Origin of the sequence: Metapseudomonas phytobenefica (assembly GCF_043392685.1) — a bacterium.
Lineage (GTDB): Bacteria > Pseudomonadota > Gammaproteobacteria > Pseudomonadales > Pseudomonadaceae > Metapseudomonas.
The window spans coordinates 51,182-73,025 of record NZ_JBHZGM010000020.1 but is presented as its reverse complement, the minus strand read 5'-3'; the positions used below and the strand labels follow the sequence as shown (position 1 = coordinate 73,025).

Sequence of the window (21,844 nt, the reverse complement as noted above, 5' to 3'; positions counted from 1 at the left end):
GGTTCAGCGTGAACCGGCCGCAGCCGGGCGACTGAGATCCTTGCCCAGCCACTGCGCCGAGAGTTCGCCCAGCCTGCCTTCGCTGCGCAACTTGGCCAGCGCACGGTTGAGGCTGTCGCGAAATGCCGGGTTGCCCTTCTGGAAGGGAATCGCCATGGGTTGCCCCGCGCCACTGTCGCCTTCGGCCCCGGCCTGGGGAAAGACGTAGGGCTCGCTGAATTCCAGGGTGGCCTCGCCCGGTTCTGCGAGCGGCTCCAGGGCGATGTCGTAGCGGCCGCTCTGCAGGCCTTCGAGCATCTTGCCGTCGTCGTCCGCCACGAAGTCCGCGTCCACGTTCAACTCCGCCGCCAGGGCGCGGCCCAGCTCCACGCCGAAGCCGGTCAGCCTGCCGTCTTCGCGGTAGCTGTAGGGCGGGTTGTTGTCTTCGAGGGCGATGCGCAGGCTGCCGCGTTCCCAGACATCGTCGAGCAGTTCGGCCTGGGCCAGGGGGCTCAGCAGGGCAAACAGGGCGGGCAGGCAGTACAGCAGGCGCATCGGGAACTTCCTCGTTTCGTTATGGTTTTTTCGGCTGACGCGGGCGCAGCGCGTTGCTCGGACAGCGAGTGAACCTGTTCGGTTGCATGGAGTCTGGCGTCTCGCTCACAAAAAAGGCTCATCGCGCTTTCCCGGGGAAGGCGGCCTTGATGTTCAGGAAGAAGCAGGCTGGGTTGTGTAGCCCGCGAATCACCCTACCTTTCTCGCAGGCAGAAAAAAGGAGGCCGGGGCCTCCTTTTTTCATGTCCTGCAAAATCCGCCAGCAGCTCCCCGTCTTAGAAGAGGACGCGGCTGCGGATCGTGCCATTCACCTGCTGGAGTTTTTCCAGAGCGAGGTCCGAGTACTCGGCATCGACGTCGATCACGACATAGCCGACCTTGTCGTCGGTCTGCAGATACTGGCCGGAGATGTTGATGCCATTGTCGGCGAACACCTTGTTGATGTTGCTCATCACGCCCGGCACGTTGCGGTGGATGTGCAGCAGACGGTGCTTGCCCGGGTGGGACGGCAGCGCCACTTCCGGGAAGTTCACGGAGGACACCGAAGTACCGTTGTCGCTGTACTTGACCAGCTTCTCGGCCACTTCCAGGCCGATGTTGGCCTGGGCTTCGGCGGTAGAACCACCGATGTGCGGGGTCAGGATCACGCGATCCAGGCCGCGCAGCGGGCTCTCGAACTCCTCGTCGTTGGACTTGGGTTCGACCGGGAACACGTCGATGGCGGCGCCGATCAGGTGCTCGTCCTTGATGGCCTCGGCCAGGGCGTCCAGCTTCACCACGGTGCCGCGGGCGGCGTTGATCAGGATGCCGCCCTTCTTCATGGCGCGGATTTCCTTTTCACCGATCATCCACTGGGTGGACGGCAGCTCGGGTACGTGCAGGGAGACGATGTCGGACATGCCCAGCAGCTCGTGCAGGCTGCCCACCTGGGTGGCGTTGCCCAGCGGCAGCTTGGTCACGGTGTCATAGAAGAACACCTGCATGCCGAGGGCTTCGGCCAGTACCGACAGCTGGGTGCCGATGGAGCCGTAGCCGACGATACCCAGCTTCTTGCCGCGGATTTCGAAGGAGTTGGCCGCGGACTTGATCCAGCCGCCGCGGTGGCAGGAGGCGTTCTTCTCCGGAATGCCGCGCAGCAGCAGGATGGCCTCGGCCAGCACCAGTTCGGCTACCGAACGGGTGTTGGAATAGGGGGCGTTGAACACCGCGATACCGCGCTCGCGGGCGGCATTGAGGTTGACCTGGTTGGTACCGATGCAGAAGCAGCCGACGGCGATGAGCTTCTTCGCGCAGTCGAACACCTCTTCGGTGAGCTGGGTGCGGGAGCGGATGCCGATGAAGTGGACGTCGGCGATCTTCTCTTTCAGTTCGTCACCCGAGAGGGCGCCCTTGAGGTACTCGATGTTGGTGTAACCGGCGGCCTTCAGGGTGTCCACGGCATTCTGGTGAACGCCTTCGAGGAGAAGGAACTTGATCTTGCTCTTTTCGAGAGAGGTCTTGCTCATCTGCGTACCTATGTATCCCGGTAAAAATGACAGAAGCGGGCCGTGGGGCGGGGCGGGCTGCTTCCCGGAAAATCGGCTGGAGAGCACGATTCGCGGGGTGCGTATGCTAGCATGATCTCCTTTTCCCTTGCTCGGTTGCGACCTGAATCGTTCTCAGGGCGACCATGAATGATTTGAGAGTTCCGCTGATGACCAACGCCGCCCTGATCGAAGAGCTGAAGACCCTGGTTGAACCCGGCAAGGTGCTGACCGATGCCGCATCCCTGGACACCTATGGCAAGGACTGGACCAAGCATTTCGCCCCCGCCCCCAGCGCCATCGTCTTCCCCAAGACCATCGAGCAGGTGCAGGCCATCGTGCGCTGGGCCAACCAGCACAAGGTCGCGCTGGTACCCTCCGGCGGCCGTACCGGCCTGTCCGCCGCGGCCGTGGCGGCCAATGGTGAGGTGGTGGTCGCTTTCGACTACATGAACCAGATTCTCGAATTCAACGAATTCGACCGCACCGTGGTCTGCCAGCCGGGCGTGATCACCGAGCAGCTGCAGAACTTCGCCGAGGAAAAGGGCCTGTATTACCCGGTGGACTTCGCTTCCGCTGGTTCCAGCCAGATTGGCGGTAACATCGGCACCAATGCCGGCGGGATCAAGGTGATTCGCTACGGCATGACCCGTAACTGGGTGGCCGGCCTGAAGGTGGTCACTGGCGCGGGCGACCTGCTGGAGCTGAACCGTGACCTGATCAAGAACGCCACCGGCTACGACATGCGCCAGCTGTTCATCGGCGCCGAAGGCACCCTGGGCTTCGTGGTAGAAGCCACCATGCGCCTGGATCGTGCGCCGAAGAACCTCACCGCCATGGTGCTGGGTGCGCCGGACCTGGATTCCATCATGCCGGTGCTGCACGCCTTCCAGAGCAAGCTGGACCTCACCGCCTTCGAGTTCTTCTCCGACAAGGCCATGGCCAAGGTCCTGGCCCGTGGCGACGTGCCGGCCCCCTTCGAGACCGAGTGCCCCTTCTATGCGCTGCTGGAGTTCGAGGCAGCCAGCGAAGAAATCGCCAATGACGCCCTGGCCACTTTCGAACACTGCGTGGAGCAGGGCTGGGTGCTCGATGGCGTGATGAGCCAGAGCGAGCAACAGCTGCAGAACCTGTGGAAGCTGCGTGAGTACATCTCCGAGACCATCTCCCACTGGACTCCGTACAAGAACGACATCTCGGTCACCGTTTCCAAGGTGCCGGCCTTCCTGCACGACATCGACGCCATCGTCGAAGCCAACTACCCGGACTTCGAAGTGGTCTGGTTCGGCCATATCGGCGACGGCAACCTGCACTTGAACATCCTCAAGCCGGACAACCTGTCCAAGGACGAGTTCTTCGCCAAGTGCGCCAGCGTGAACAAGTGGGTGTTCGAGACCGTGCAGAAGTACAACGGCTCGATCTCCGCCGAGCACGGCGTGGGCATGACCAAGCGCGATTACCTCGGCTACAGCCGTTCGGAGCCGGAGATTGCAGTGATGAAGGCGATCAAGGCAGTGTTCGATCCCAACGGGATCATGAATCCCGGAAAAATCTTCAATTGAGCAGGCAGGCGGTGGAGCGATCCACCGCCTGTTTCGTATGGATACCGTTCAGGAGTTGGTCAATGCGCTACCAGCATCAATATGTCGATGGCACCCCGATCCACTTTTCCCTGGGCAAGGTGGTCTGCGTCGGCCGCAACTACGCCGAGCACGCCAAGGAGCTGAACAACCCCGTGCCCACGGAACCGTTGCTGTTCATCAAGCCGGGTTCCTGTGCGGTGCCGCTGGTCGGCGGCTTCAGCATTCCCCAGGACCGTGGCGCCGTGCATTACGAGGCGGAAATCGCCGTGCTGATCGGCAAGTCGCTGTCCCGCCGTCCGGATGCCGAAGAAGTACGTGACGCTATTTCCGGCTTCGCGCCAGCCCTGGACCTGACCCTGCGCGACGTGCAGGCCAAGCTCAAGGAGAAGGGCCTGCCCTGGGAAATCGCCAAGAGCTTCGACGGCGCCTGCGTGCTGGCGCCCTTCGTGCCGGGCGACGCTCCCGAGCGACTGGATGACATCGGCATCCGCCTGACCATCAACGGCGAAGTCCGCCAGGACGGTAACAGCCGCGACATGCTCAATCCCATCCTGCCGCTGATCCAGCACATGGCCAGCCATTTCAGCCTGCAGCCGGGCGACGTCATCCTCACCGGCACGCCGGTGGGTGTCGGTCCGCTGAAACAGGGCGATGAGCTGGTGCTGGAACTGGTGGGTCACAGCCGTTTCGAAAGCCGGGTCCTCTGATCGGGCCGACCGGCGGCGGCCCGTTTTCACGGAACTTTCACTGGCATATGGCTATCTCTTTGCGACCCCCTCGCTGAGTAGTCCCCGATGTCGTTCCGCTTCCCGCAGTTCCTCCGCCGCCGGCTGATGCTGGGGCTGGTCGCCGTCCTCGCCGGCGCCACTGCCCTGACGCGCTACATGCACTGGGACGACCGCGCCCTGGTCTGGCTGGCCGAGCAGCAACTGACCGACGAGCAGCGGGCCGACAGCATCTGGCTGCCGGGCTACAAGGCCGTGCTGCAGGGCAAGCCCCTGGCGGGTCTGGAAAACGACGAAACCTCCGACCTGGCCTACAACCCCGTTACCGGAACCCTGTTCACCGTGACCGGCAAGTCGCCGACCCTGGTGGAGTTGAGCCGTGACGGCGAGGTGCTGCGCAAGATTCCGCTCAAGGGTTTCTCCAACCCCGAAGGCGTGGCCGTGCTGGAAGGCGGCCACGTGGCGGTGACCGACGAGCGCCGGCGTACCCTGTCGATCTTCGAGCTGGACCCGCAGACCCGCGAGCTGAGTGCCGGCAGCACTCCGGAGTTCGACCTGGGCTTCCCTGACTCCGGCAACAAGGGCTTCGAGGGCATCGCCTGGGACCCGGACAAGGGCCGCCTGATCCTCGGCAAGGAGCGCGGCCCCGTCGCCTTGTTCAGCCTGGGCAGCGATGGCACCGACGCCCTGGATGAGGCTTTGCGCCCGCTGCCGAGCTATGGCCTGGGCGTGCGCAACCTGTCTGCCCTCAGTGTAGATCCGCGGACCGGCCATCTGCTGGTGCTCTCCGCCCAGTCCAATCTGCTGCTGGAGCTGGACGACCAGGGCGAGCCGGTCAGTTTCATCAGCCTGCTGGGTGGCATGAATGGCCTGGATCGCCGCATTCCCCGCGCCGAAGGCGTGGCCATGGACGAGAGCGGCGACATCTACGTCGTCAGCGAGCCGAACCTGTTCTACGTGTTCCGCAAGGGAGATGTCGCCAGCGCTCGCAAGGGTTGAGTGGTCCGCTTCCGTTAAGTTTCGCTTAAGGCGCTTTTAAGCCTCGTTTCAGCCAGTCGCCCTAGCCTGATCCCGTCAACCACACACACGGGATCACTTCCATGAAAGCCAAATACCTCGCCCTGCTGGTCGCTCCGCTGTTCTCCACTGCCGTCATGGCCAGCAGCTACACCGGCCCGGGCGCCACCGTCCAGATCACCACCGTCGCCGCCGCCCTGGAGGCCGCCGACGATGCCCCGGTGGTGCTGAAGGGCCAGATCGTCCGCCGCATCAAGGGCGATATCTACGAATTCAAGGACGCCACCGGCACCATGAAGGTGGAAATCGACGACGAAGACTGGCCGCCGATGTCCATCGGCGAGAAAGACACCGTCAAGCTGACCGGCGAAGTGGATCGCGACCTGATGGGCCGCGAAGTGGATGTGGAGTTCGTCGAGCGGGTGAACTGAGCCACCGCAGCAAAACCTGTGGGACACCTTGTGGGGGCGAATTCATTCGCAATGGGCAGCGCAGCTGCCCCCTGAGAGGCCGAAGGGCAAGCCTTCGGCCTGCTCAGCGAATGAATTCGCCCCCACATTCATTCGGGCCCTCAGCTGGCCTCACGCCACGCTTTCGAACCCTTGCAGCACATTGATCGCGTTGATGCCGATCTCTTCCACCGCGTAACCCCCTTCCATCACGAAGAGCGTCTGCAGGCCGAGCTTGCCGATGATCTCGCCCATGCGCAGGTAGTCCGGGCTGTCCAGCTTGAACTGCGAGATGGGGTCTTCCTTGAAGGTATCCACCCCCAGCGACACCACCAGGGCGTCTGGCGCGTATTCGGCGATCTGCCGGCACGCGTCGGCCAGCGCCAGGCTCCAGACCGACCAGTCGCTGCCTGAGGCCAGCGGGTAGTTGAAGTTGAAGCCGGCACCGGCGCCCACGCCCTTCTCGTCGGCGAAGCCCAGGTAGTAGGGATATTCGAAGCGCGGGTCGCCGTGAATCGAGGTGAAGAGTACGTCGGCACGGTCGTAGAAGATGTCCTGGGTGCCGTTGCCGTGGTGGTAGTCCACGTCCAGCACCGCGACCCGCTTCGCGCCGGCATCCAGCATGGCCTGCACGGCGATGGCCGCGTTGTTCAGGTAGCAGTAGCCGCCCATGTAGTCGGCGGCGGCGTGGTGGCCCGGCGGGCGGCACAGGGAGAAGATGCCGCGGGCGCCCTTGCGCAGTTCGGCCTGGCCGCTCAGGGCGACGTTGGCCGAGCTGGTGATGGCCTGCCAGGTGCCGGCGGTGATGGGCGCGCCGGCGTCGAAGGAGTAATAGCCCAGGCGTCCGTCGATGTCGGTGGGCTCCACCTGGCGCAGGCGCCGGGTCGGCCAGGCGATGGGCAGCATGTCGTGGCTGCGGCCCTTGGCCTGCCAGTCGCTCCAGGCGTTTTTCAGGAAATTCACGAAGCCTTCGCTGTGCACCCGCAGGATCGGCGCCAGGCCGAAGTCGCTCGGTGCCTGGATGGCGCCGAGGTTCACCGCCCTGGCGCGGTCCAGCACCATGTCGGCCCGGCTCGGTTTCTCGAAGCAGGGGGTGAACTGGCCACCGATCAGCTCGTGCTTGCCGTGGTGCAGGTGGTGGTCGTCGGAATAGATCGTCAGCATCAGCGTTTCCTTTCGGCTAGCGGGTCTTGGGGATCATCGAACTCGGGGACTTGCACTTGCGGCGTCGTGCGGCGGAAGCCGCCGGTCTGAATCGCCAGGCTTCCCTCATCCCCTGGCCCCTCTCCCGGAGGGAAAGGGGAGGCAAACACGTCGGGACGAACTTACTTCTTCAGCTTGGTCCACACCTTGCTGCGCAGGCTCAGGGCCTTGGGCGAGCAGAGCTTGAAGGTGCGCAGGCGGTCGAGCTTGTCCTGCGGGGTGTTGATGGCCGGGTCGTCGAACAGCTCCTTCTCCATGAACTTGTCCGAGCCTTCGATGGCGTTGTTGTACTTGGCGAAGTTGGAGGCGGCGGCGATGTTCTCCGGCAGCATCATCCAGTTGATGAAGGCGTGGGCTTGCTCGACGTTCACCGCGTCCTTGGGAATCACCAGGTTGTCGATGAAGACGTGGATGCCTTCCTTCGGATAGACGTACACCAGGCTGTCGCGCTGGGCATGAGCGCGGTGGAAGGCGCCGTTCCACTGCATGTGCATGGCCACTTCGCCGGCGGCCATGCGCTCGATGGTGCCATCGCTGTTGTACATGGCCAGCAGCGGTTTCTGCGCCAGCAGCAGGTCCTGGATCTTCTTCGCGTCCTTCGGGTCTTCGGTGCACTGGTCGACGGACAGGTAGTGGGAGGCGGCGATGTACAGGTCTTCGATGGAGTTCAGCGCCACTACCTTGCCCTTCAGCTCGGCCGGCGGCTCGAAGAAGGGTTTCCAGCTCTCATCCAGCTTGCCGCCGGGAACCTGCTTGCTGTCGTAGCTGTAGCCGGTGGTGCCCCAGAGGTAGGGCACGCTGTAGTCGTGGCCCGGGTCAAAGCCGAGGGTCTGGAAGTTGGCCTTGAGATTCTTCAGGTTGCTCAGCTTGCTCTTGTCGAATTTCTGCAGCAGACCGTCCTGCACCATGATCTGGATGAAGCTGTCGGACGGCACCACCACGTCGTACGCGCCGCCGCCGGCCTTGAGCTTGGCCAGGAGGGTTTCGTTGCTGTCGTAGGCGTCCAGGGTGGCCTTGATGCCGGTGTCCTTCTCGAACTTCTTCAGCAGTTCCGGTGGGTAGTAGTCCGACCAGTTGGCGAAGTGCAGGGTCCCTGCGGCCTGGGCGGAACCGGCGAGGCCGGTGGCGAGCAGTACGGCAAGCGCGAGCGGGGTACGACGGGTCATGGTCAAGCTCCTTGCTGGTCGAGGACGGGTCAGCGCTTGCGCTGCCCGACGTAGTAGGACAATGCAACGAAAGCTATGGAAATCACGAGAATGATCGAGGAGATGGCGTTGATCTTCGGGGAAATCCCCATTCTGATCGAACTGAAGATGTACACCGGCAGAGTGGTGGAGCCTGCTCCGGCGACGAAGTAGGTGATGACGAAGTCGTCCATGGAAATGATGAACGCCAGCATCGCTCCGGAGAGGATGCCGGGCATCAGCAGCGGGAAGGTCACCTTCCAGAACGCCTTCCAGGGAGAGGCGTAGAGGTCTGCGGCGGCTTCGGCCAGGCGCGGGTCCATGCCTTCCAGGCGAGCGCGGATCGGCAGGTAGGCGAAGGGGATGCAGAACACCACGTGGGCGATGAGGATGGTGAACAGCGAGAGCTTGAGCCCGATGAAGGCGAAGAACATCAGGGTGGCCACGGCGGTGACGATTTCCGGCACCAGCAGTGGCAGGCCGAGTACGCCGCTCATCAGTGTCTGCCCATGGAAGGCACGGCCGCGCATGCCGAGGGCGGCGAGGGTGGCCAGGGCGGTGGAAATCAGCGTGGCGAAGGTGGCGACGATCAGCGAATTCTTCGCCGCGCGGACGATCTCCGGGTCGTTGGCCACCACCCTGTACCACTTCAGGCTGAAGCTTTCCCAGATGGTCGCCGACTGGCCACCGTTGAAGCTCAGCACCACCAGCACCAGGATCGGCACGTAGAGGAAGGCGAAGAACAGCCAGGCGGTGGGCCGTACCCCGGTGAAGCGCCAGAGCGGGTTCTGCATGTTCATGAATGGCCTCCCCCGGCGGCCTGCTTGAAGCGCAGGCTGTAGAGCAGCATCGCCAACAGCACGAAACCGAGCAGGGCGAAGGACAGTGCGGCGCCCAGCGGCCAGTTGTGGGACGCGCCGAACTGCAGCTGGATCAGGTTGCCGATCATCAGCGACTTACCGCCCCCCAGCAGCTCGGGAATGATGTAGTTGCCCAGTGACGGGATGAACACCAGGATGGCGCCGGCGGCAATCCCCGGCATGGCCAGCGGCACGATGACCCGGCGCAGGGCCTGGAAGCGGTTGGCACCCAGGTCGAAGGCGGCCTCCACCAGGCGCCAGTCGAGTTTCTCCAGGCTGGTGTAGATGGGCAGGACCATGAACGGCAGGAAGGTGTAGAGCAGGCCGATCACCACGGCGACGTCGGTGTAGAGCAGGCCCAGCGCGCCGTCGGACAGGCCGAAGACGCCGAGGCCGCTGTCCACCAGGCCGCCATTGCGCAGCAGCAGGATCCACGCATAGACGCGCACCAGCAGGTTGGTCCAGAAGGGCACCGTGACCAGGAACAGCAGCAGGTTGCGTTTGCGCTCGCTCTGCAGCGCCAGGTAGAGGGCAGTGGGGAAGCCGATCAGCAGGCAGCCGACGGTAGTCAGTACCGAGAGCCAGAACGAGCGCTGGAAGATCTGCAGGTAGTCGGTGTTGAACACCAGGCTGTCGTCCAGGTCGCGCTCGTAGAGGAAGTTGACGTAGGCCTCCAGCGAATACTGGTCCCACTTCACGCCGCCGTAGTCGCCGGGCACCAGGACCGACACCAGGAACATGATCCCCAGCGGCAGCAGCAGGAACACCAGCAGGGTGAGCATGGCCGGGCTGGTCAGCAACAGGCGCCGGCGCAGCAGGCGGCGTTCGGCCAGGGCGCGCAGGGTGCTCATTCGGTCAGTACCCGGATGGCTTCGCTGGGCACCTGGACCCGTACCTTCTCACCTGCCGAATAGGCATTCAGCGCGCCGTTGCGGTTCTGCTGGCGCACGCGGAAACCGCTCTGCCCGGCGATGTTGAGGTGGTAAACGGTGTCGGTACCGACATAGACCACGTTGTCGATCTCGCCGGCCAGGTTGCCTTGTTCGTCGAGGCTGGTGCGCTCCGGGCGGATCGCCAGGGTGATGGGCCCGCGGCGGGGGCTGAAGGCGCTGAGCAACTGGCCGTCGGGCAGCAGCACGCCGCGCTCCAGGGCTTCGCCTTCGAGGAAGTTGGTTTCGCCGATGAAGTCCGCCACCGTGCGGTTCAGCGGCGCTTCGTAGATTTCCGTCGGCGTGCCGACCTGGAGGATGCGGCCACGACTCATGACCGCAATGCGGTCGGACATGGTCAGGGCTTCTTCCTGGTCGTGGGTGACGAAGATGAAGGTGATGCCGGTCTCGTGCTGCAGGCGCTTGAGCTCGATCTGCATGTCCTTGCGCAGCTTCTGGTCCAGCGCCGAAAGGGACTCGTCGAGCAGCAGCACCTTGGGCTTGTTGGCCAGGGCGCGGGCCAGGGCGATGCGCTGCTGCTGGCCGCCGGAGAGCTGGTCGGCGCGGCGCCCGCCCACGTCCGGCAGCTTCACCAGCTCCAGCATGCGCTGCACGGTCTGCTCGATTTCGTTGCGGCCAAGCCCCCGCATCTCCAGGCCGAAGGCGATGTTCTGCGCCACCGTCATGTGGGGGAACAGGGCGTAGCTCTGGAACACGGTATTGACCGGCCGGCGGAAGGGCGGGAGGCCCTGCATGGGCTCGCCGTAGAGGCGGATGGCGCCGGAGCTGGGTTGCTCGAAGCCGGCGATGAGTCGCAAGAGGGTGGTCTTGCCGCAGCCCGATGGGCCGAGGAGGGTGAAGAACTCGTTGGCGCGGATTTCCAGGGAAACATCGTCGAGGGCCTTCACGCCCTGCCCCGGATCACCGAACTCCATGCACACACGTTCGACGCTGATCGCGCTAGTCATGCTGATCACAAGCTCTAAGGGTCTGTTCTTATTGGGCTTCTTTTTTCTGCTGGTGAAGCGGCCCTTGTTTGTCCCGATTCTGTCAGCGGCCCTGCTTTCAGAAGAACGATAGATCAGGTCAAAAGGGGATATTTTCGGCCAAGTTGTGGGGTGTGATGGAGGTCGCAGAGGCGGGACTGGGTGCCCTCCTGTAGGGGCGATTTCAATCGCCAAGCAGGCCGCAGGTCTGCCCTACGGAGTCGGGCGGGACAGCTGCGCTGTCCTTGGCGAATGAATTCGCCCCCACAAAAGATCAGGTCGCAGCGATCGCTAGCGCCGATACAGGCTCGGCGACTGGCCGCTCCAGCGCTGGAAGGCATGGCGGAAGCTGGCGGTTTCGCTGTAGCCGAGCTGTTCGGCGATCAGGTAGATGGGCAGGTCGGTCTGCACCAGCAACTGGCGCGCCTTGTCGTAGCGCACTTCGTCCAGCAGGCGCTGGAAGCTGGTGTTCAACTGCCGGAGGTGGCGGCGCAGGGTGCGCTCGGAACGGTGCAGCTGGCGCGCCACGCTGTCCAGGTCGCAGGCTTCGCGCAGGTTGCCGGCCAGATGGTGGCGAATCTGTTCGAGCACGTCATGGCGGCTGTCGAGCTGGGCGTCGAGCTTGAGGCATTGCTGCAGCCCGTAGTGGCAGGTGACCGGGTCGGCCAGCGGCAAGGTCCGGTCGAGCAGCGCGGCGTCGAAGCACAGGGCGTTGCGCGAGGCGCCGAATTCCACCGGGCAGCCGAGTATCCGTTCATAGGTGGCGGCGTGCAGCGGTGGCCGGTAGGACAGGCACACCCGCAGCGGGCGGATACGGGCGCCGAGCAGGTCCTGCAGCACGGTGAGCAGCGAGGTCAGGCACAGCTCGCTGTTGAACACCGTCAGCTCCGGCGCGTAGCGATAACCGACGGCGATCAGGCGAGCCTCGTCGCCATCCTCTTCCAGACTCAGCTTGAAATAAGTGCCCAGAAGCGCCGGGCGGTCGAGCGCGATGGTCAGGGCATCGCGCAGGGTGCGGCTGGCGAGCATGGTGTAGCCGAGCATGCCGTAGGCGGACACGTGCATGCGCAAGCCGAGGGACAGGCCCAGGGCGGGGTCGCGGGTGTTGGCCAGCGCATTGGCGAAGACGCGCAGTTCCTGGGCGTGGGTGATCAGTTTGTCGGGGGTGTCGAGGTCGCTGCAGGACACGCCGCTGCCCTCCAGGAGCAGCCTTCGGTCGGCGTCGCCGCTGGCCAGGGTCGCCACCGCCAGGGCGATGGTGTGCAAGGTGGTGAGTGCGCGTTCTTCCGGTAGCAGCGAGGTGGCCATATCCGTCCCCTTTTGTAACGCCCGCCATGCCTTTGTTCGGGCTTTAAGCTTCAATTCAGGTAGCAATTCGGTGCGCTCTGTATCCTTCGCCGCGTCCTGAATTCCAGAGTCCTGATTGATGCGTCCACTCCTGACCCCGTGGCGGCTGCTTGCCGCTTTTCTGCTCCTGCTGCTGGTGCTGCTCGGCGTCGCTGCCCAGCAGTTCCGGCTCTTCGAGCGGGGCCTGTTCATCCTGCAAGAATGGCGCCACGCCTCGGAGTGGCGGGAGCGCTCGATCTGGCTGCCGGACTATCGGGTGGACATCGAGGCCAGGCCCATCGAAGGCCTGGTCGACGATGTTTCCGCGCTGACCTACGACCCCGATCGCCACAGCCTCTTCACCGTGACCAACCAGCGTCCGGAAATCATCGAGCTGTCCCTGGATGGCCACCTGATCCGCCGCATCCCGCTGGTGGGATTCGGCGATCCGGAAGCCATCGAGTACATCAGCAAGGGCGTCTACGTGATCACCGACGAGCGCCTGCAACGCCTCATCAAGGTGCGCGTGCAAGAAGACACCACCTTCATCGATGCCGCCGACTCCCAGCAGCTTTCCCTCGGCATCGGCCTGTCCGGCAACAAGGGCTTCGAGGGGCTGGCCTACGACCCGGCCGGCCAGCGCCTGTTCGTGGCCAAGGAGCGCGACCCGGTGCGGATCTACGAGATCCACGGATTCCCCCACAGCAACCCGGACAAGCCGTTCGCCGTGCACGTGGTGGACAATCCCAAGCGTGACGCCCGGCTCTTTGTCCGCGATCTTTCCAGCCTGCAATACGACGACCGCAGCGGCCACCTGCTGGCGCTGTCGGATGAGTCGCGGCTGGTGCTGGAGCTGAACGCCGACGGCCGCCCGATCAGCACCCTGTCGCTGCTGCGCGGGATGCATGGCCTGCAGCGGGCGGTGCCGCAGGCCGAAGGGGTGGCCATGGACAACGAGGGCAACCTCTATCTGGTCAGTGAGCCGAACCTGTTCTACGTGTTCCGCAAACAGGCAGGCGACTGATCAGCTGTCATCGTCGAGGGTGGCGTCGGGGGCGTTTTTCTTCACCGATTCGATGCCCGCGCTGGCGCTGGCGGCGCTGGCATACATCTGGCTCTGGCCGATGACCTGGCCGTTGGTGGCCTTGAGCACGAAATAGAACTTGCCGTTGCTGGCGGTCTTGCTTTCGAAGGCGCCTTCACGAACGGCGTTCTTGCGTACCGATTCGATGCCGTTCAAGGCGGAATCCTTGGCCTTGTACAGCTCGCTGGTGAGGATGGTCTCGCCGTTGCCGGCGTTCAAATTGAAGTGGAACTGGCCATCGTTGGCCTTCTTCAGATGGAATTTCCCGGCCATGGGGTACCTCCTGGTCTGTGGCAGTGGACGGCGCACCAAGGCGCCGTAGCCATCAAATCTAGACGGTTTGGCCGGGAAGTCGCGTCAGGGCGCGATGCTTTTCACGCCGTCCTTGGTGCCGAGCAGCAGCAGGTCGGCCGGACGCTGGGCGAACAGGCCGTTGGTGACCACGCCGACGATGTTGTTGATTTGCTCTTCCAGCTTCGCCGGGCTGTCGATCTGCAGGTTGTAAACATCGAGGATGATGTTGCCGTTGTCGGTCAGCACACCTTCGCGGTAGACCGGGTCGCCGCCCAGCTTCACCAGTTGGCGGGCCACGTGGCTGCGGGCCATGGGAATGACTTCCACCGGCAACGGGAAGGTGCCGAGGATGGGCACCAGCTTGCTCTCGTCGGCGATGCAGATGAAGGTCCTGGCCACCGCCGCGACGATCTTCTCGCGGGTCAGGGCCGCGCCGCCGCCCTTGATCAGTTCGAGGCGCTCGTTGCTCTCGTCGGCGCCATCGACATAGAACTCGAGGTCGCTGACGCTGTTCAGGTCGTACACCGGGATGCCGTGGCCCTTCAGGCGCTGGGCGGTGGCCTCGGAGCTGGCCACGGCACCGTCGAATGCCATCTTGTGCTGGGCCAGCAGGTCGATGAAGAAGTTGGCGGTGGAGCCGGTGCCGACGCCGATGATGCTCTTGTCATCGAGTTTGGGGAGGATGAAGTCGATGGCGGCCTGGGCGACGGCCTGCTTGAGCTGGTCCTGGGTCATGCTGGGGTCCGATTGGAGGAGTGTCGAGGGCGCGGATTATAGCCGCTAAACCCCGCAAACCATGTGGTCGCCCGACGAATCCCTGCGGTAGACTCCGTCCTCCCCTGAAATACCCGCCAGTGAAGCCACGATGCTCGAAGAATACGTGAAGAAGACCCTGACCTCGCGCGTCTACGACGTTGCCGTGGAAACCCCGCTGCAACCTGCCCGCCAGCTCACCGAGCGGCTGGGCAACCAGATCCTCCTCAAGCGCGAGGACCTGCAGCCGGTCTACTCGTTCAAGATCCGTGGCGCTTACAACAAGATCGCCCAGCTTTCCCGTGAAGAGCTGGCGCGCGGCGTTGTCACCGCTTCGGCCGGCAACCATGCCCAGGGCGTGGCCCTGGCGGCCCGCGAGCTCGGCGTGAAGGCGACCATCGTGATGCCGCGCACCACTCCGGAGCTGAAGGTGCAGGGCGTGCGCGCCCGTGGCGGCAAGGTGGTGCTGCATGGCGATGCCTTCCCCGATGCCCTGGCCCACTCGCTGAAGCTGGTGGAAGAAAAGGGCTACGTCTACATCCACCCCTATGACGACCCGGAAGTGATTGCCGGACAGGGCACCGTGGCGATGGAAATCCTCCGCCAGCATCCGGGCCGCCTTGATGCCATCTTCGTCCCAGTGGGCGGTGGCGGCCTGGTGGCGGGCATCGCCGCCTTCGTCAAATACCTGCGCCCGGAAGTAAAGGTGATCGGCGTCGAGCCGGACGATTCCAATTGCCTGCAGGCCGCCATGGCCGCCGGCGAGCGCGTGGTGCTGGGGCAGGTCGGGCTGTTCGCCGACGGCGTCGCCGTGGCGCAGATCGGCCAGCACACCTTCGACATCTGCAAGCAGTATGTGGATGAGGTGATCACCGTCAGCACCGATGAAATCTGCGCGGCGATCAAGGACATCTACGACGACACCCGCTCCATCACCGAACCCGCCGGCGCGCTGGCCGTAGCCGGGATCAAGAAGTACGTCGAGCGCGACGGCGTGCGCGAGCGGACCCTGGTGGCGATCGACTCCGGCGCCAACATCAACTTCGACCGCCTGCGCCACGTGGCCGAGCGCGCCGAGCTGGGCGAAAAACGCGAAGCCATCATCGCCGTGACCATTCCCGAGCGTCCCGGTAGCTTCAAGGCCTTCTGCGAGGCCATCGGCAAGCGCCAGATCACCGAGTTCAACTACCGCTACAACACCGACGCCGAAGCGCACATCTTCGTCGGCGTGCAGACCCACCCGGAAACCGACCCGCGCGCGGCCCTGGTGGAGAACCTGCGCGGCAAGGGCTTCCCGGTGCTGGACCTGACCGACAACGAGCTGGCCAAGCTGCACATCCGCCACATGGTCGGCGGCCATGCCGTGCGCATCAGCGACGAGCTGGTGTTCCGCTTCGAATTCCCCGAGCGTCCCGGTGCGCTGTTCAACTTCCTCAACAAGCTCGGTGGGCGCTGGAACATCACCATGTTCCATTACCGCAACCACGGCGCCGCCGATGGCCGCGTGGTCGCCGGCCTGCAGGTGCCGGCCGGGGAGCGTGCCCTGGTGCACGCCGCCCTCGACGCGATCGGCTATCCGTACTGGGATGAAAGCGAGAACCCCGCCTACAGGCTCTTCCTCGGCTGAGGACGCCTGGGCGCGCCGGACCGGGCGGCTGCTAGGCTTTCTCGCAGCCGCTTTCGCTGACAAGGAAATGTTCCATGGAAAACTACCTGCTGTTCCGCATCCTCCACGGCCTGGCCACCCTGCTGTTCTTCGGCGGACTGGCGGGGTTGTCCTGGTACGGCTGGCGCAACTTCCGCTCCGGCGACGCTGCCCGGATCGCTTCGAGCCTGCGGCGTATCCTGCTGATCGGTGTGCCGCTGCTGATTCTCGTGGCCGTCTCCCTGCCGGTCAGCGGCTGGTGGATGGTCAACCTCGCCGGCCTCCCGCTGGGCCAGACCTGGCTGCTGGGCGGCGCCACCCTCTACCTGTTCGGCTGCATCGCCTGGCTGCTGCTGTTCGGTCGTGTTGCGCGCCTGCGGGAGCAGGCCCTGGCCGAGGGCGGGCCAGTTTCGGCGGCGGTGCAGCGCAGCCTCAGGTTCGGTGCCGCCTACGGCGTTGTTGGCTTGCTACTGTTCCTCGCCGTGCTGGCGCTGATGCTGGCCAAGCCGCTCTGATGCGGCGTCAGTGCCCGGCATGAGCCTCTATTTCCTGCTCAAGACCGTTCACGGGCTGCTCGCTGCGGTGCTGCTCGGCGCGGTGCTGGTCGGGTTGTTCTTCGCTTATCGGGCGTGGAAAGGCGGCGACCTCCAGCAGATTGCGCTCACCTTTTCCTCGCTGGTAAGGCTGGATCTCTGGTTCATCGCCAGCTCCGCCGCGCTGCTGCCGCTGACCGGCCTGGCCCTGGCCAAGGTGGGTGGCTGGCCCGTGGGGCAGCTCTGGTTGCTGTGGAGCACCGGGCTTTATCTGCTGGCGGCACTCTGCTGGCTGCCGCTTTTCTGGCTGCAAGTGCGCATTCGCAACCGCGCCCGCAAGGCCTTGCGGGACAGCCAGGCGCCCGGACCGCAGATCGCCGCCCATCTGGCATTGCGCGTGCGCCTGGCGGTGTTCGTACTGGGCGTGCTGGTGGCGATCCATGCGTTGATGGTGATCAAGCCGCTCTGACCGGGCAGGGAGCGCTAGCGCAGCGAGATCACCGGCCAGCCACGTCGCTCTGCCTCAGCGCGCAGTTTCGGGTCCGGGTCCACTGCCACCGGGCGGGTTACCTGTTCCAGCAGGGGAAGGTCGTTCAACGAGTCGCTGTAGAAGGTGCTGTCGCCGAGGTCGAGGCCGGTTTCGGCGAGCCAGCGTGCCAGTCGCGTCACCTTGCCCTCGCGGAAGCAGGGGATGTCGGTGGTGCGGCCGGTGTAGCGGCCATCGGCCATTTCGCATTCGGTGGCCAGCAGGGTTTCCACCCCCAGGCGCGTGGCGATGGGCGCCGTGACGAAGCGGTTGGTGGCGGTGATGATCAGCAGCTTGTCGCCGGCGGCGCGGTGTTCGGCCAGCAGGGCCTCGGCACGGGGCAGGATGATGGGTTCGATGCAGTCGCGCATGAATTCGCGGTGCCACTGCTCCAGTTGCACCATTTCCGTGCGACCGAGTATTTCCAGGCTGAAGTTGAGGTAGTCCTGGATGTTCAGGCGGCCGGCCAGGTAGTCCTGGTAGAACTCATCGTTGCGTGCCTTGTAGGCGATTCCGTCGAGAATCCCGCGTTGGCACAGGTAGTCGCCCCAGGCGTGGTCGCTGTCGCCAGCCAGGAGGGTGTTGTCGAGGTCGAAAAGAGCCAAGCGCACGTCGTTTTTCCTTGCATGGAGGCCTTGAAAGGCGGCCAGAGTAGCCGCTTCGGGTGGGCCTGCCCATTGCATGGAATGCTCGCATTGCTGCGTTTGCGGCCTTTATGGAACAATGCCGGAACATGCGTTTGCGAGGTTGAGTGTCGTGATCGATTCCGATGGTTTCCGCCCGAATGTCGGCATCATTCTCGCCAATGATGTCGGGCAGGTGCTTTGGGCTCGGCGTATCAATCAGGATGCCTGGCAATTTCCGCAGGGCGGTATCAATCCACGGGAGACGCCGGAAGAGGCGCTTTTCCGGGAATTGAACGAAGAAGTCGGCCTGGAAGAGCAGGATGTGAAGATTCTTGCCTGCACCCGCGGTTGGTTGCGCTATCGTCTGCCCCAGCGGCTGGTGCGAACCAACAGCCAGCCGTTGTGCATCGGCCAGAAACAGAAGTGGTTCCTGCTGCGCTTGCAGTCGGATGAGAACAAGGTACGGATGGACCTGACCGGCAAGCCCGAATTCGACGGCTGGCGCTGGGTCAGCTACTGGTACCCCTTGGGTCAGGTGGTGACCTTCAAGCGTGAAGTCTACCGTCGTGCCCTCAAGGAACTAGCACCGCGCCTGCTGGCGCAAGACTGACCCGGAGAAAGGCTGACTAGCCATGCTCAACACGCTGCGCAAGATCGTCCAGGAAGTGAACGCCGCCAAGGACCTGAAGGCGGCGTTGGCGATCATCGTGCAGCGGGTCAAGGAGGCCATGGGCAGCCAGGTCTGCTCGGTCTACCTGCTGGACCCGGAGTCCAACCGCTTCGTGCTCATGGCCACCGAGGGCCTGAACAAGCGCTCCATCGGCAAGGTCAGCATGGCACCCAACGAAGGCCTCGTCGGCCTGGTGGGTACCCGCGAGGAGCCGCTGAACCTCGAGCACGCCGCCGATCACCCCCGTTACCGCTACTTCGCCGAAACCGGTGAAGAGCGTTTCGCCTCCTTCCTTGGCGCCCCGATCATCCACCACCGGCGGGTGATGGGCGTCCTGGTGGTGCAGCAAAAGGAGCGCCGCCAGTTCGACGAGGGCGAGGAAGCCTTCCTCGTCACCATGAGCGCGCAACTGGCTGGCGTTATCGCCCACGCCGAGGCCACCGGCACCATTCGCGGTCTTGGCCGCCAGGGTAAAGGCACCCAGGAAGCCAAGTTCGTCGGCGTGCCGGGCGCACCTGGCGCCGCCGTGGGGACCGCGGTGGTGGTGCTGCCGCCGGCTGACCTGGAGGTGGTGCCTGATCGCACGGTCGATGACATCGAAGCCGAGGTCGAACGCTTCAAGCAGGCCCTGGAAGCGGTACGCGAAGACATGCGCCGCCTCTCCAGCAAGCTGGAAACCCAGCTGCGCCCCGAAGAGCGTGCGCTCTTCGACGTCTACCTGATGATGCTCGACGATGCCTCCATCGGCCTCGAGGTCAAGCGCGTGATCCGCACGGGCCAGTGGGCCCAGGGCGCCCTGCGCCAGGTGGTGATGGAGCACGTGACCCGTTTCGAGCTGATGGACGATGACTACCTGCGCGAGCGCGCCTCGGACGTCAAGGACCTCGGCCGCCGCCTGCTCGCCTACCTGCAGGAAGAGCGCAAGCAGAATCTGGTCTACCAGGAAAATACCATCCTGGTCAGCGAGGAGCTGTCCCCGGCGATGCTCGGCGAAGTGCCGGAAGGCAAGCTGGTGGGCCTGGTGTCGGTGCTGGGTTCGGGCAACTCTCACGTCGCCATTCTCGCCCGCGCCATGGGTATTCCCACCGTGATGGGTGTGGTCGACCTGCCGTATTCCAAGGTCGACGGCATCGAGCTGATCGTCGACGGCTACCACGGCGAAGTCTTCACCAACCCCTCGCCCGAGCTGCGCAAGCAGTACAGCGAAGTGGTGGAAGAGGAACGCCAGCTGGTCAAGGGGCTGGATGCGCTGCGCAGCCTGCCCTGCGAAACCCTGGACGGCCATCGCATGCCGCTGTGGGTGAACACCGGCCTGCTCGCCGACGTGACCCGCGCCCAGGAGCGCGGCGCCGAGGGCGTCGGCCTGTACCGCACCGAAGTGCCGTTCATGATCAACGAGCGCTTCCCCAGCGAAAAGGAACAGCTCGCCATCTACCGCGAGCAGCTTGCCGCCTTCCATCCGCTGCCGGTGACCATGCGCACCCTGGATATCGGCGGCGACAAGGCGCTTTCCTACTTCCCGATCAAGGAAAGCAATCCCTTCCTCGGCTGGCGCGGCATCCGCGTCACCCTCGACCACCCGGAAATCTTCCTGGTCCAGGTGCGTGCCATGCTCAAGGCCAGTGAAGGCCTGGACAACCTGCGCATCCTGCTGCCGATGATTTCCGGAACCCACGAGCTGGAAGAGGCGCTGCACCTGATTCACCGCGCCTGGGGAGAAGTGCGCGACGAGGGCGTGGACATTCCCATGCCGCCGATCGGGGTGATGGTGGAGATCCCCGCAGCCGTCTACCAGACCCGCGAATTGTCGCGCCAGGTGGACTTCCTCTCGGTGGGCTCCAACGACCTGACCCAGTACCTGCTGGCGGTGGACCGCAACAATCCGCGTGTGGCCGATCTCTACGATTACCTGCATCCAGCGGTACTGCAGGCCCTGAAGAAAGTGGTGGAAGACGCCCATGCCGAAGGCAAGCCGGTGAGCATCTGCGGCGAGATGGCGGGCGATCCGGCCGCTGCCGTGCTGCTGCTGGCGATGGGCTTCGACAGCCTGTCGATGAACGCCACCAACCTGCCGAAGGTGAAGTGGCTGCTGCGCCAGATCACCATGACCAAAGCCAAGGAGCTGCTGGAGCAACTGCTGGCCATCGACAACCCGCAGGTCATCCACAGCTCGCTGCATCTGGCCCTGCGCAACCTGGGGCTCGGCCGGGTCATCAATCCGGCGGCGACCATTCAGGCCTGAGGTCGGGAACAGGTGTTCGTGGCGTTCGGGCAACTGTCCGGGCGTGGTAGTCCCAGTCGGGGCGTCGCCCCGTAGGAAGCTTATGGACAAGCTCGAACCCCTCGACCACTGCTATGGCGCCACCCGCGAAGAGATCGAGCGCACCCTGCGCTACGCCCTGGATATCGTCAGTGACGGCATCTGGGACTGGAATATCCGCACCAATCACGTCAAGCGCAGCCCCGGCTGGTACTCCATGCTCGGCTATCCGCCGGACAGCCTGCCGGAGAACGTGGACACCTGGCGATCGGTGATCCACCCCGGCGATTTCGAGCGGGTGATGCGCAACTTCCAGGCTTATCTGGACGGCGAAAGCCTGATCTACGCCGAGGACTACCGTTGCCGTTGCCGGGATGGCAGCTATCTGTGGATCAGCGATCACGGCCGCTTCGTCGAGTTCGACGAGGCCGGCAAGCCTACGCGCATGATCGGTGCCCACCGCAATATCCACCGGCGCAAAATGGCCGCGCTGGAATTGCAGCGCAAGAACGATGAGCTGCTGGCCCTCAATCGCAGGCTCGAGGCGCTGGTGGAGGCGCGTACCGAGGCCTTGCGCCAGGCCAACGAGGCGCTGGCTCGCCAGGTGGAGGCCGCGACGCGACTCAGCGAGACCGATCCGCTGACGCAGATATCCAACCGCCGGCACTTCGAGCGCATCCTCCACGGCGAATGGCAGCGCTTCCAGCGTCACGGGCATGCCACCGCGCTGCTGATGTTCGACCTGGATCACTTCAAGCGCATCAACGACAACCACGGCCACCAGATCGGTGACCGCGCCCTGGTGGCCGTCAGCCGCACTGTGCGTGCGGCGCTGCGGGATGAAGACTGCTTTGCCCGCTGGGGCGGCGAGGAGTTCATCGTCCTGCTGCCCGAGACCGAGCGCAGCGCGGCGCTGCTCCTCGCCGAACGCCTGCGGCTGCTGGTCAGCCAGGCCGATCCGAGCCTGCCACTGGGGCTGACCGCCAGCTTCTCGGTGGCGACGATGCAGGCCGGCGAGGGGATCGAATCCTTGCTCAAGCGCCTGGACGATGGTCTCTACCGCGCCAAGCAGCGGCGCAACTGCATCGTCGACTGTTAGCGCCTCGCCGAAATGATAAGGCCCGCCGAATGGCG

The 21,844-nt window shown here is 64.4% G+C and carries 22 protein-coding genes; 11 read left to right on the top strand and 11 right to left on the bottom strand.

Annotated elements, in window-relative coordinates:
- Positions 1-3: 3 nt before the first annotated feature.
- Entirely contained in the window at positions 4-534 is a 531-nt protein-coding gene (locus ACFW0B_RS16750; protein WP_449150061.1) for a transporter substrate-binding domain-containing protein, read from the bottom strand.
- A 275-nt stretch (positions 535-809) separates the two neighbouring features.
- Complete coding sequence (serA, locus tag ACFW0B_RS16745; RefSeq protein WP_449150059.1) at positions 810-2,039, bottom strand: phosphoglycerate dehydrogenase; 1,230 nt, start codon at positions 2,037-2,039, stop codon at positions 810-812.
- Between the two features lie 188 nt (positions 2,040-2,227).
- Between serA and ACFW0B_RS16740 the strand changes: the two genes are divergently transcribed.
- From ACFW0B_RS16740 to ACFW0B_RS16725, 4 genes are all read left to right on the top strand, one after another.
- A complete protein-coding gene (locus ACFW0B_RS16740) occupies positions 2,228-3,619 on the top strand; it encodes an FAD-binding oxidoreductase (RefSeq protein ID WP_449150057.1) in 1,392 nt (463 codons plus the stop codon).
- 62 nt (positions 3,620-3,681) lie between these two features.
- On the top strand, positions 3,682-4,347 hold the full coding sequence (locus ACFW0B_RS16735) for a fumarylacetoacetate hydrolase family protein (RefSeq protein WP_449150055.1): 666 nt from the start codon (positions 3,682-3,684) through the stop codon (positions 4,345-4,347).
- An 87-nt stretch (positions 4,348-4,434) separates the two neighbouring features.
- Complete coding sequence (locus ACFW0B_RS16730) at positions 4,435-5,364, top strand: SdiA-regulated domain-containing protein (protein WP_449150053.1); 930 nt, start codon at positions 4,435-4,437, stop codon at positions 5,362-5,364.
- A 101-nt stretch (positions 5,365-5,465) separates the two neighbouring features.
- Positions 5,466-5,813, top strand: coding sequence for a NirD/YgiW/YdeI family stress tolerance protein (locus tag ACFW0B_RS16725; protein ID WP_449150051.1), 348 nt, complete (start codon positions 5,466-5,468; stop codon positions 5,811-5,813).
- Between the two features lie 150 nt (positions 5,814-5,963).
- On the opposite strand, the gene ACFW0B_RS16720 is transcribed toward ACFW0B_RS16725, so the two are convergent.
- The 6 genes from ACFW0B_RS16720 to ACFW0B_RS16695 form a co-directional block, all read right to left on the bottom strand.
- The gene (locus ACFW0B_RS16720; RefSeq protein WP_449150049.1) at positions 5,964-6,995 is read right to left on the bottom strand and encodes a histone deacetylase family protein; all 1,032 of its coding nucleotides are present in this window, start codon (positions 6,993-6,995) and stop codon (positions 5,964-5,966) included.
- A gap of 161 nt (positions 6,996-7,156) precedes the next feature.
- A complete protein-coding gene (locus ACFW0B_RS16715; protein ID WP_449150047.1) occupies positions 7,157-8,200 on the bottom strand; it encodes an ABC transporter substrate-binding protein in 1,044 nt (347 codons plus the stop codon).
- A 29-nt stretch (positions 8,201-8,229) separates the two neighbouring features.
- The gene (locus ACFW0B_RS16710; protein ID WP_449150045.1) at positions 8,230-9,018 is read right to left on the bottom strand and encodes an ABC transporter permease; all 789 of its coding nucleotides are present in this window, start codon (positions 9,016-9,018) and stop codon (positions 8,230-8,232) included.
- Complete coding sequence (locus ACFW0B_RS16705; RefSeq protein ID WP_449150044.1) at positions 9,015-9,929, bottom strand: ABC transporter permease; 915 nt, start codon at positions 9,927-9,929, stop codon at positions 9,015-9,017. Before ACFW0B_RS16705 ends, ACFW0B_RS16710 begins: the two co-directional genes overlap by 4 nt.
- The gene (locus tag ACFW0B_RS16700; protein WP_449150043.1) at positions 9,926-10,975 is read right to left on the bottom strand and encodes an ABC transporter ATP-binding protein; all 1,050 of its coding nucleotides are present in this window, start codon (positions 10,973-10,975) and stop codon (positions 9,926-9,928) included. Before ACFW0B_RS16700 ends, ACFW0B_RS16705 begins: the two co-directional genes overlap by 4 nt.
- Positions 10,976-11,284: 309 nt before the next feature.
- Entirely contained in the window at positions 11,285-12,301 is a 1,017-nt protein-coding gene (locus ACFW0B_RS16695; RefSeq protein WP_449150041.1) for an AraC family transcriptional regulator, read from the bottom strand.
- Positions 12,302-12,419: 118 nt separating this feature from the next.
- On the opposite strand from ACFW0B_RS16695, the gene ACFW0B_RS16690 reads away from it, so the two are divergent.
- Positions 12,420-13,343: an SdiA-regulated domain-containing protein gene (locus tag ACFW0B_RS16690; RefSeq protein ID WP_449150039.1), complete on the top strand. Its 924-nt coding sequence runs from the start codon at positions 12,420-12,422 to the stop codon at positions 13,341-13,343.
- On the opposite strand, the gene ACFW0B_RS16685 is transcribed toward ACFW0B_RS16690, so the two are convergent.
- Both ACFW0B_RS16685 and rpiA read right to left on the bottom strand, forming a co-directional pair.
- Complete coding sequence (locus ACFW0B_RS16685) at positions 13,344-13,676, bottom strand: YegP family protein (RefSeq protein WP_449150037.1); 333 nt, start codon at positions 13,674-13,676, stop codon at positions 13,344-13,346.
- 84 nt (positions 13,677-13,760) lie between these two features.
- A complete protein-coding gene (gene rpiA, locus ACFW0B_RS16680) occupies positions 13,761-14,432 on the bottom strand; it encodes a ribose-5-phosphate isomerase RpiA (RefSeq protein WP_449150035.1) in 672 nt (223 codons plus the stop codon).
- A 130-nt stretch (positions 14,433-14,562) separates the two neighbouring features.
- Here rpiA and ilvA point away from each other — a divergent pair, with 130 nt between their 5' ends.
- The 3 genes from ilvA to ACFW0B_RS16665 all read left to right on the top strand — a co-directional run bounded on the left by ilvA (position 14,563) and on the right by ACFW0B_RS16665 (position 17,097).
- Positions 14,563-16,077: a threonine ammonia-lyase, biosynthetic gene (ilvA, locus tag ACFW0B_RS16675; RefSeq protein WP_449150033.1), complete on the top strand. Its 1,515-nt coding sequence runs from the start codon at positions 14,563-14,565 to the stop codon at positions 16,075-16,077.
- A 74-nt stretch (positions 16,078-16,151) separates the two neighbouring features.
- On the top strand, positions 16,152-16,610 hold the full coding sequence (locus tag ACFW0B_RS16670; RefSeq protein WP_449150031.1) for a DUF2269 family protein: 459 nt from the start codon (positions 16,152-16,154) through the stop codon (positions 16,608-16,610).
- Between the two features lie 19 nt (positions 16,611-16,629).
- Positions 16,630-17,097 carry a DUF2269 family protein gene (locus ACFW0B_RS16665; protein WP_449150029.1) on the top strand — a complete coding sequence of 156 codons (468 nt, stop codon included), beginning with the start codon at positions 16,630-16,632 and terminating at the stop codon, positions 17,095-17,097.
- 14 nt (positions 17,098-17,111) lie between these two features.
- Here ACFW0B_RS16665 and ACFW0B_RS16660 read toward each other — a convergent pair whose 3' ends face one another.
- Entirely contained in the window at positions 17,112-17,765 is a 654-nt protein-coding gene (locus ACFW0B_RS16660; protein ID WP_449150027.1) for a histidinol-phosphatase, read from the bottom strand.
- Between the two features lie 145 nt (positions 17,766-17,910).
- Here ACFW0B_RS16660 and ACFW0B_RS16655 point away from each other — a divergent pair, with 145 nt between their 5' ends.
- From ACFW0B_RS16655 to ACFW0B_RS16645, 3 genes are all read left to right on the top strand, one after another.
- Positions 17,911-18,390: an RNA pyrophosphohydrolase gene (locus ACFW0B_RS16655; protein WP_028629542.1), complete on the top strand. Its 480-nt coding sequence runs from the start codon at positions 17,911-17,913 to the stop codon at positions 18,388-18,390.
- 22 nt (positions 18,391-18,412) lie between these two features.
- The gene (ptsP, locus tag ACFW0B_RS16650) at positions 18,413-20,692 is read left to right on the top strand and encodes a phosphoenolpyruvate--protein phosphotransferase (RefSeq protein ID WP_449150025.1); all 2,280 of its coding nucleotides are present in this window, start codon (positions 18,413-18,415) and stop codon (positions 20,690-20,692) included.
- Positions 20,693-20,774: 82 nt separating this feature from the next.
- Positions 20,775-21,809 carry a sensor domain-containing diguanylate cyclase gene (locus ACFW0B_RS16645; RefSeq protein ID WP_449150023.1) on the top strand — a complete coding sequence of 345 codons (1,035 nt, stop codon included), beginning with the start codon at positions 20,775-20,777 and terminating at the stop codon, positions 21,807-21,809.
- Positions 21,810-21,844 lie beyond the last annotated feature (35 nt).

Coding starts and splice junctions, on each gene's coding strand:
- ACFW0B_RS16750 (WP_449150061.1), bottom strand. CDS start 534: ATGCGCCTGCTGTACTGCCTGCCCGCCCTGTTTGCCCTGCTGAGCCCC.
- serA (WP_449150059.1), bottom strand. CDS start 2,039: ATGAGCAAGACCTCTCTCGAAAAGAGCAAGATCAAGTTCCTTCTCCTC.
- ACFW0B_RS16740 (WP_449150057.1), top strand. CDS start 2,228: ATGACCAACGCCGCCCTGATCGAAGAGCTGAAGACCCTGGTTGAACCC.
- ACFW0B_RS16735 (WP_449150055.1), top strand. CDS start 3,682: ATGCGCTACCAGCATCAATATGTCGATGGCACCCCGATCCACTTTTCC.
- ACFW0B_RS16730 (WP_449150053.1), top strand. CDS start 4,435: ATGTCGTTCCGCTTCCCGCAGTTCCTCCGCCGCCGGCTGATGCTGGGG.
- ACFW0B_RS16725 (WP_449150051.1), top strand. CDS start 5,466: ATGAAAGCCAAATACCTCGCCCTGCTGGTCGCTCCGCTGTTCTCCACT.
- ACFW0B_RS16720 (WP_449150049.1), bottom strand. CDS start 6,995: ATGCTGACGATCTATTCCGACGACCACCACCTGCACCACGGCAAGCAC.
- ACFW0B_RS16715 (WP_449150047.1), bottom strand. CDS start 8,200: ATGACCCGTCGTACCCCGCTCGCGCTTGCCGTACTGCTCGCCACCGGC.
- ACFW0B_RS16710 (WP_449150045.1), bottom strand. CDS start 9,018: ATGAACATGCAGAACCCGCTCTGGCGCTTCACCGGGGTACGGCCCACC.
- ACFW0B_RS16705 (WP_449150044.1), bottom strand. CDS start 9,929: ATGAGCACCCTGCGCGCCCTGGCCGAACGCCGCCTGCTGCGCCGGCGC.
- ACFW0B_RS16700 (WP_449150043.1), bottom strand. CDS start 10,975: ATGACTAGCGCGATCAGCGTCGAACGTGTGTGCATGGAGTTCGGTGAT.
- ACFW0B_RS16695 (WP_449150041.1), bottom strand. CDS start 12,301: ATGGCCACCTCGCTGCTACCGGAAGAACGCGCACTCACCACCTTGCAC.
- ACFW0B_RS16690 (WP_449150039.1), top strand. CDS start 12,420: ATGCGTCCACTCCTGACCCCGTGGCGGCTGCTTGCCGCTTTTCTGCTC.
- ACFW0B_RS16685 (WP_449150037.1), bottom strand. CDS start 13,676: ATGGCCGGGAAATTCCATCTGAAGAAGGCCAACGATGGCCAGTTCCAC.
- rpiA (WP_449150035.1), bottom strand. CDS start 14,432: ATGACCCAGGACCAGCTCAAGCAGGCCGTCGCCCAGGCCGCCATCGAC.
- ilvA (WP_449150033.1), top strand. CDS start 14,563: ATGCTCGAAGAATACGTGAAGAAGACCCTGACCTCGCGCGTCTACGAC.
- ACFW0B_RS16670 (WP_449150031.1), top strand. CDS start 16,152: ATGGAAAACTACCTGCTGTTCCGCATCCTCCACGGCCTGGCCACCCTG.
- ACFW0B_RS16665 (WP_449150029.1), top strand. CDS start 16,630: ATGAGCCTCTATTTCCTGCTCAAGACCGTTCACGGGCTGCTCGCTGCG.
- ptsP (WP_449150025.1), top strand. CDS start 18,413: ATGCTCAACACGCTGCGCAAGATCGTCCAGGAAGTGAACGCCGCCAAG.
- ACFW0B_RS16645 (WP_449150023.1), top strand. CDS start 20,775: ATGGACAAGCTCGAACCCCTCGACCACTGCTATGGCGCCACCCGCGAA.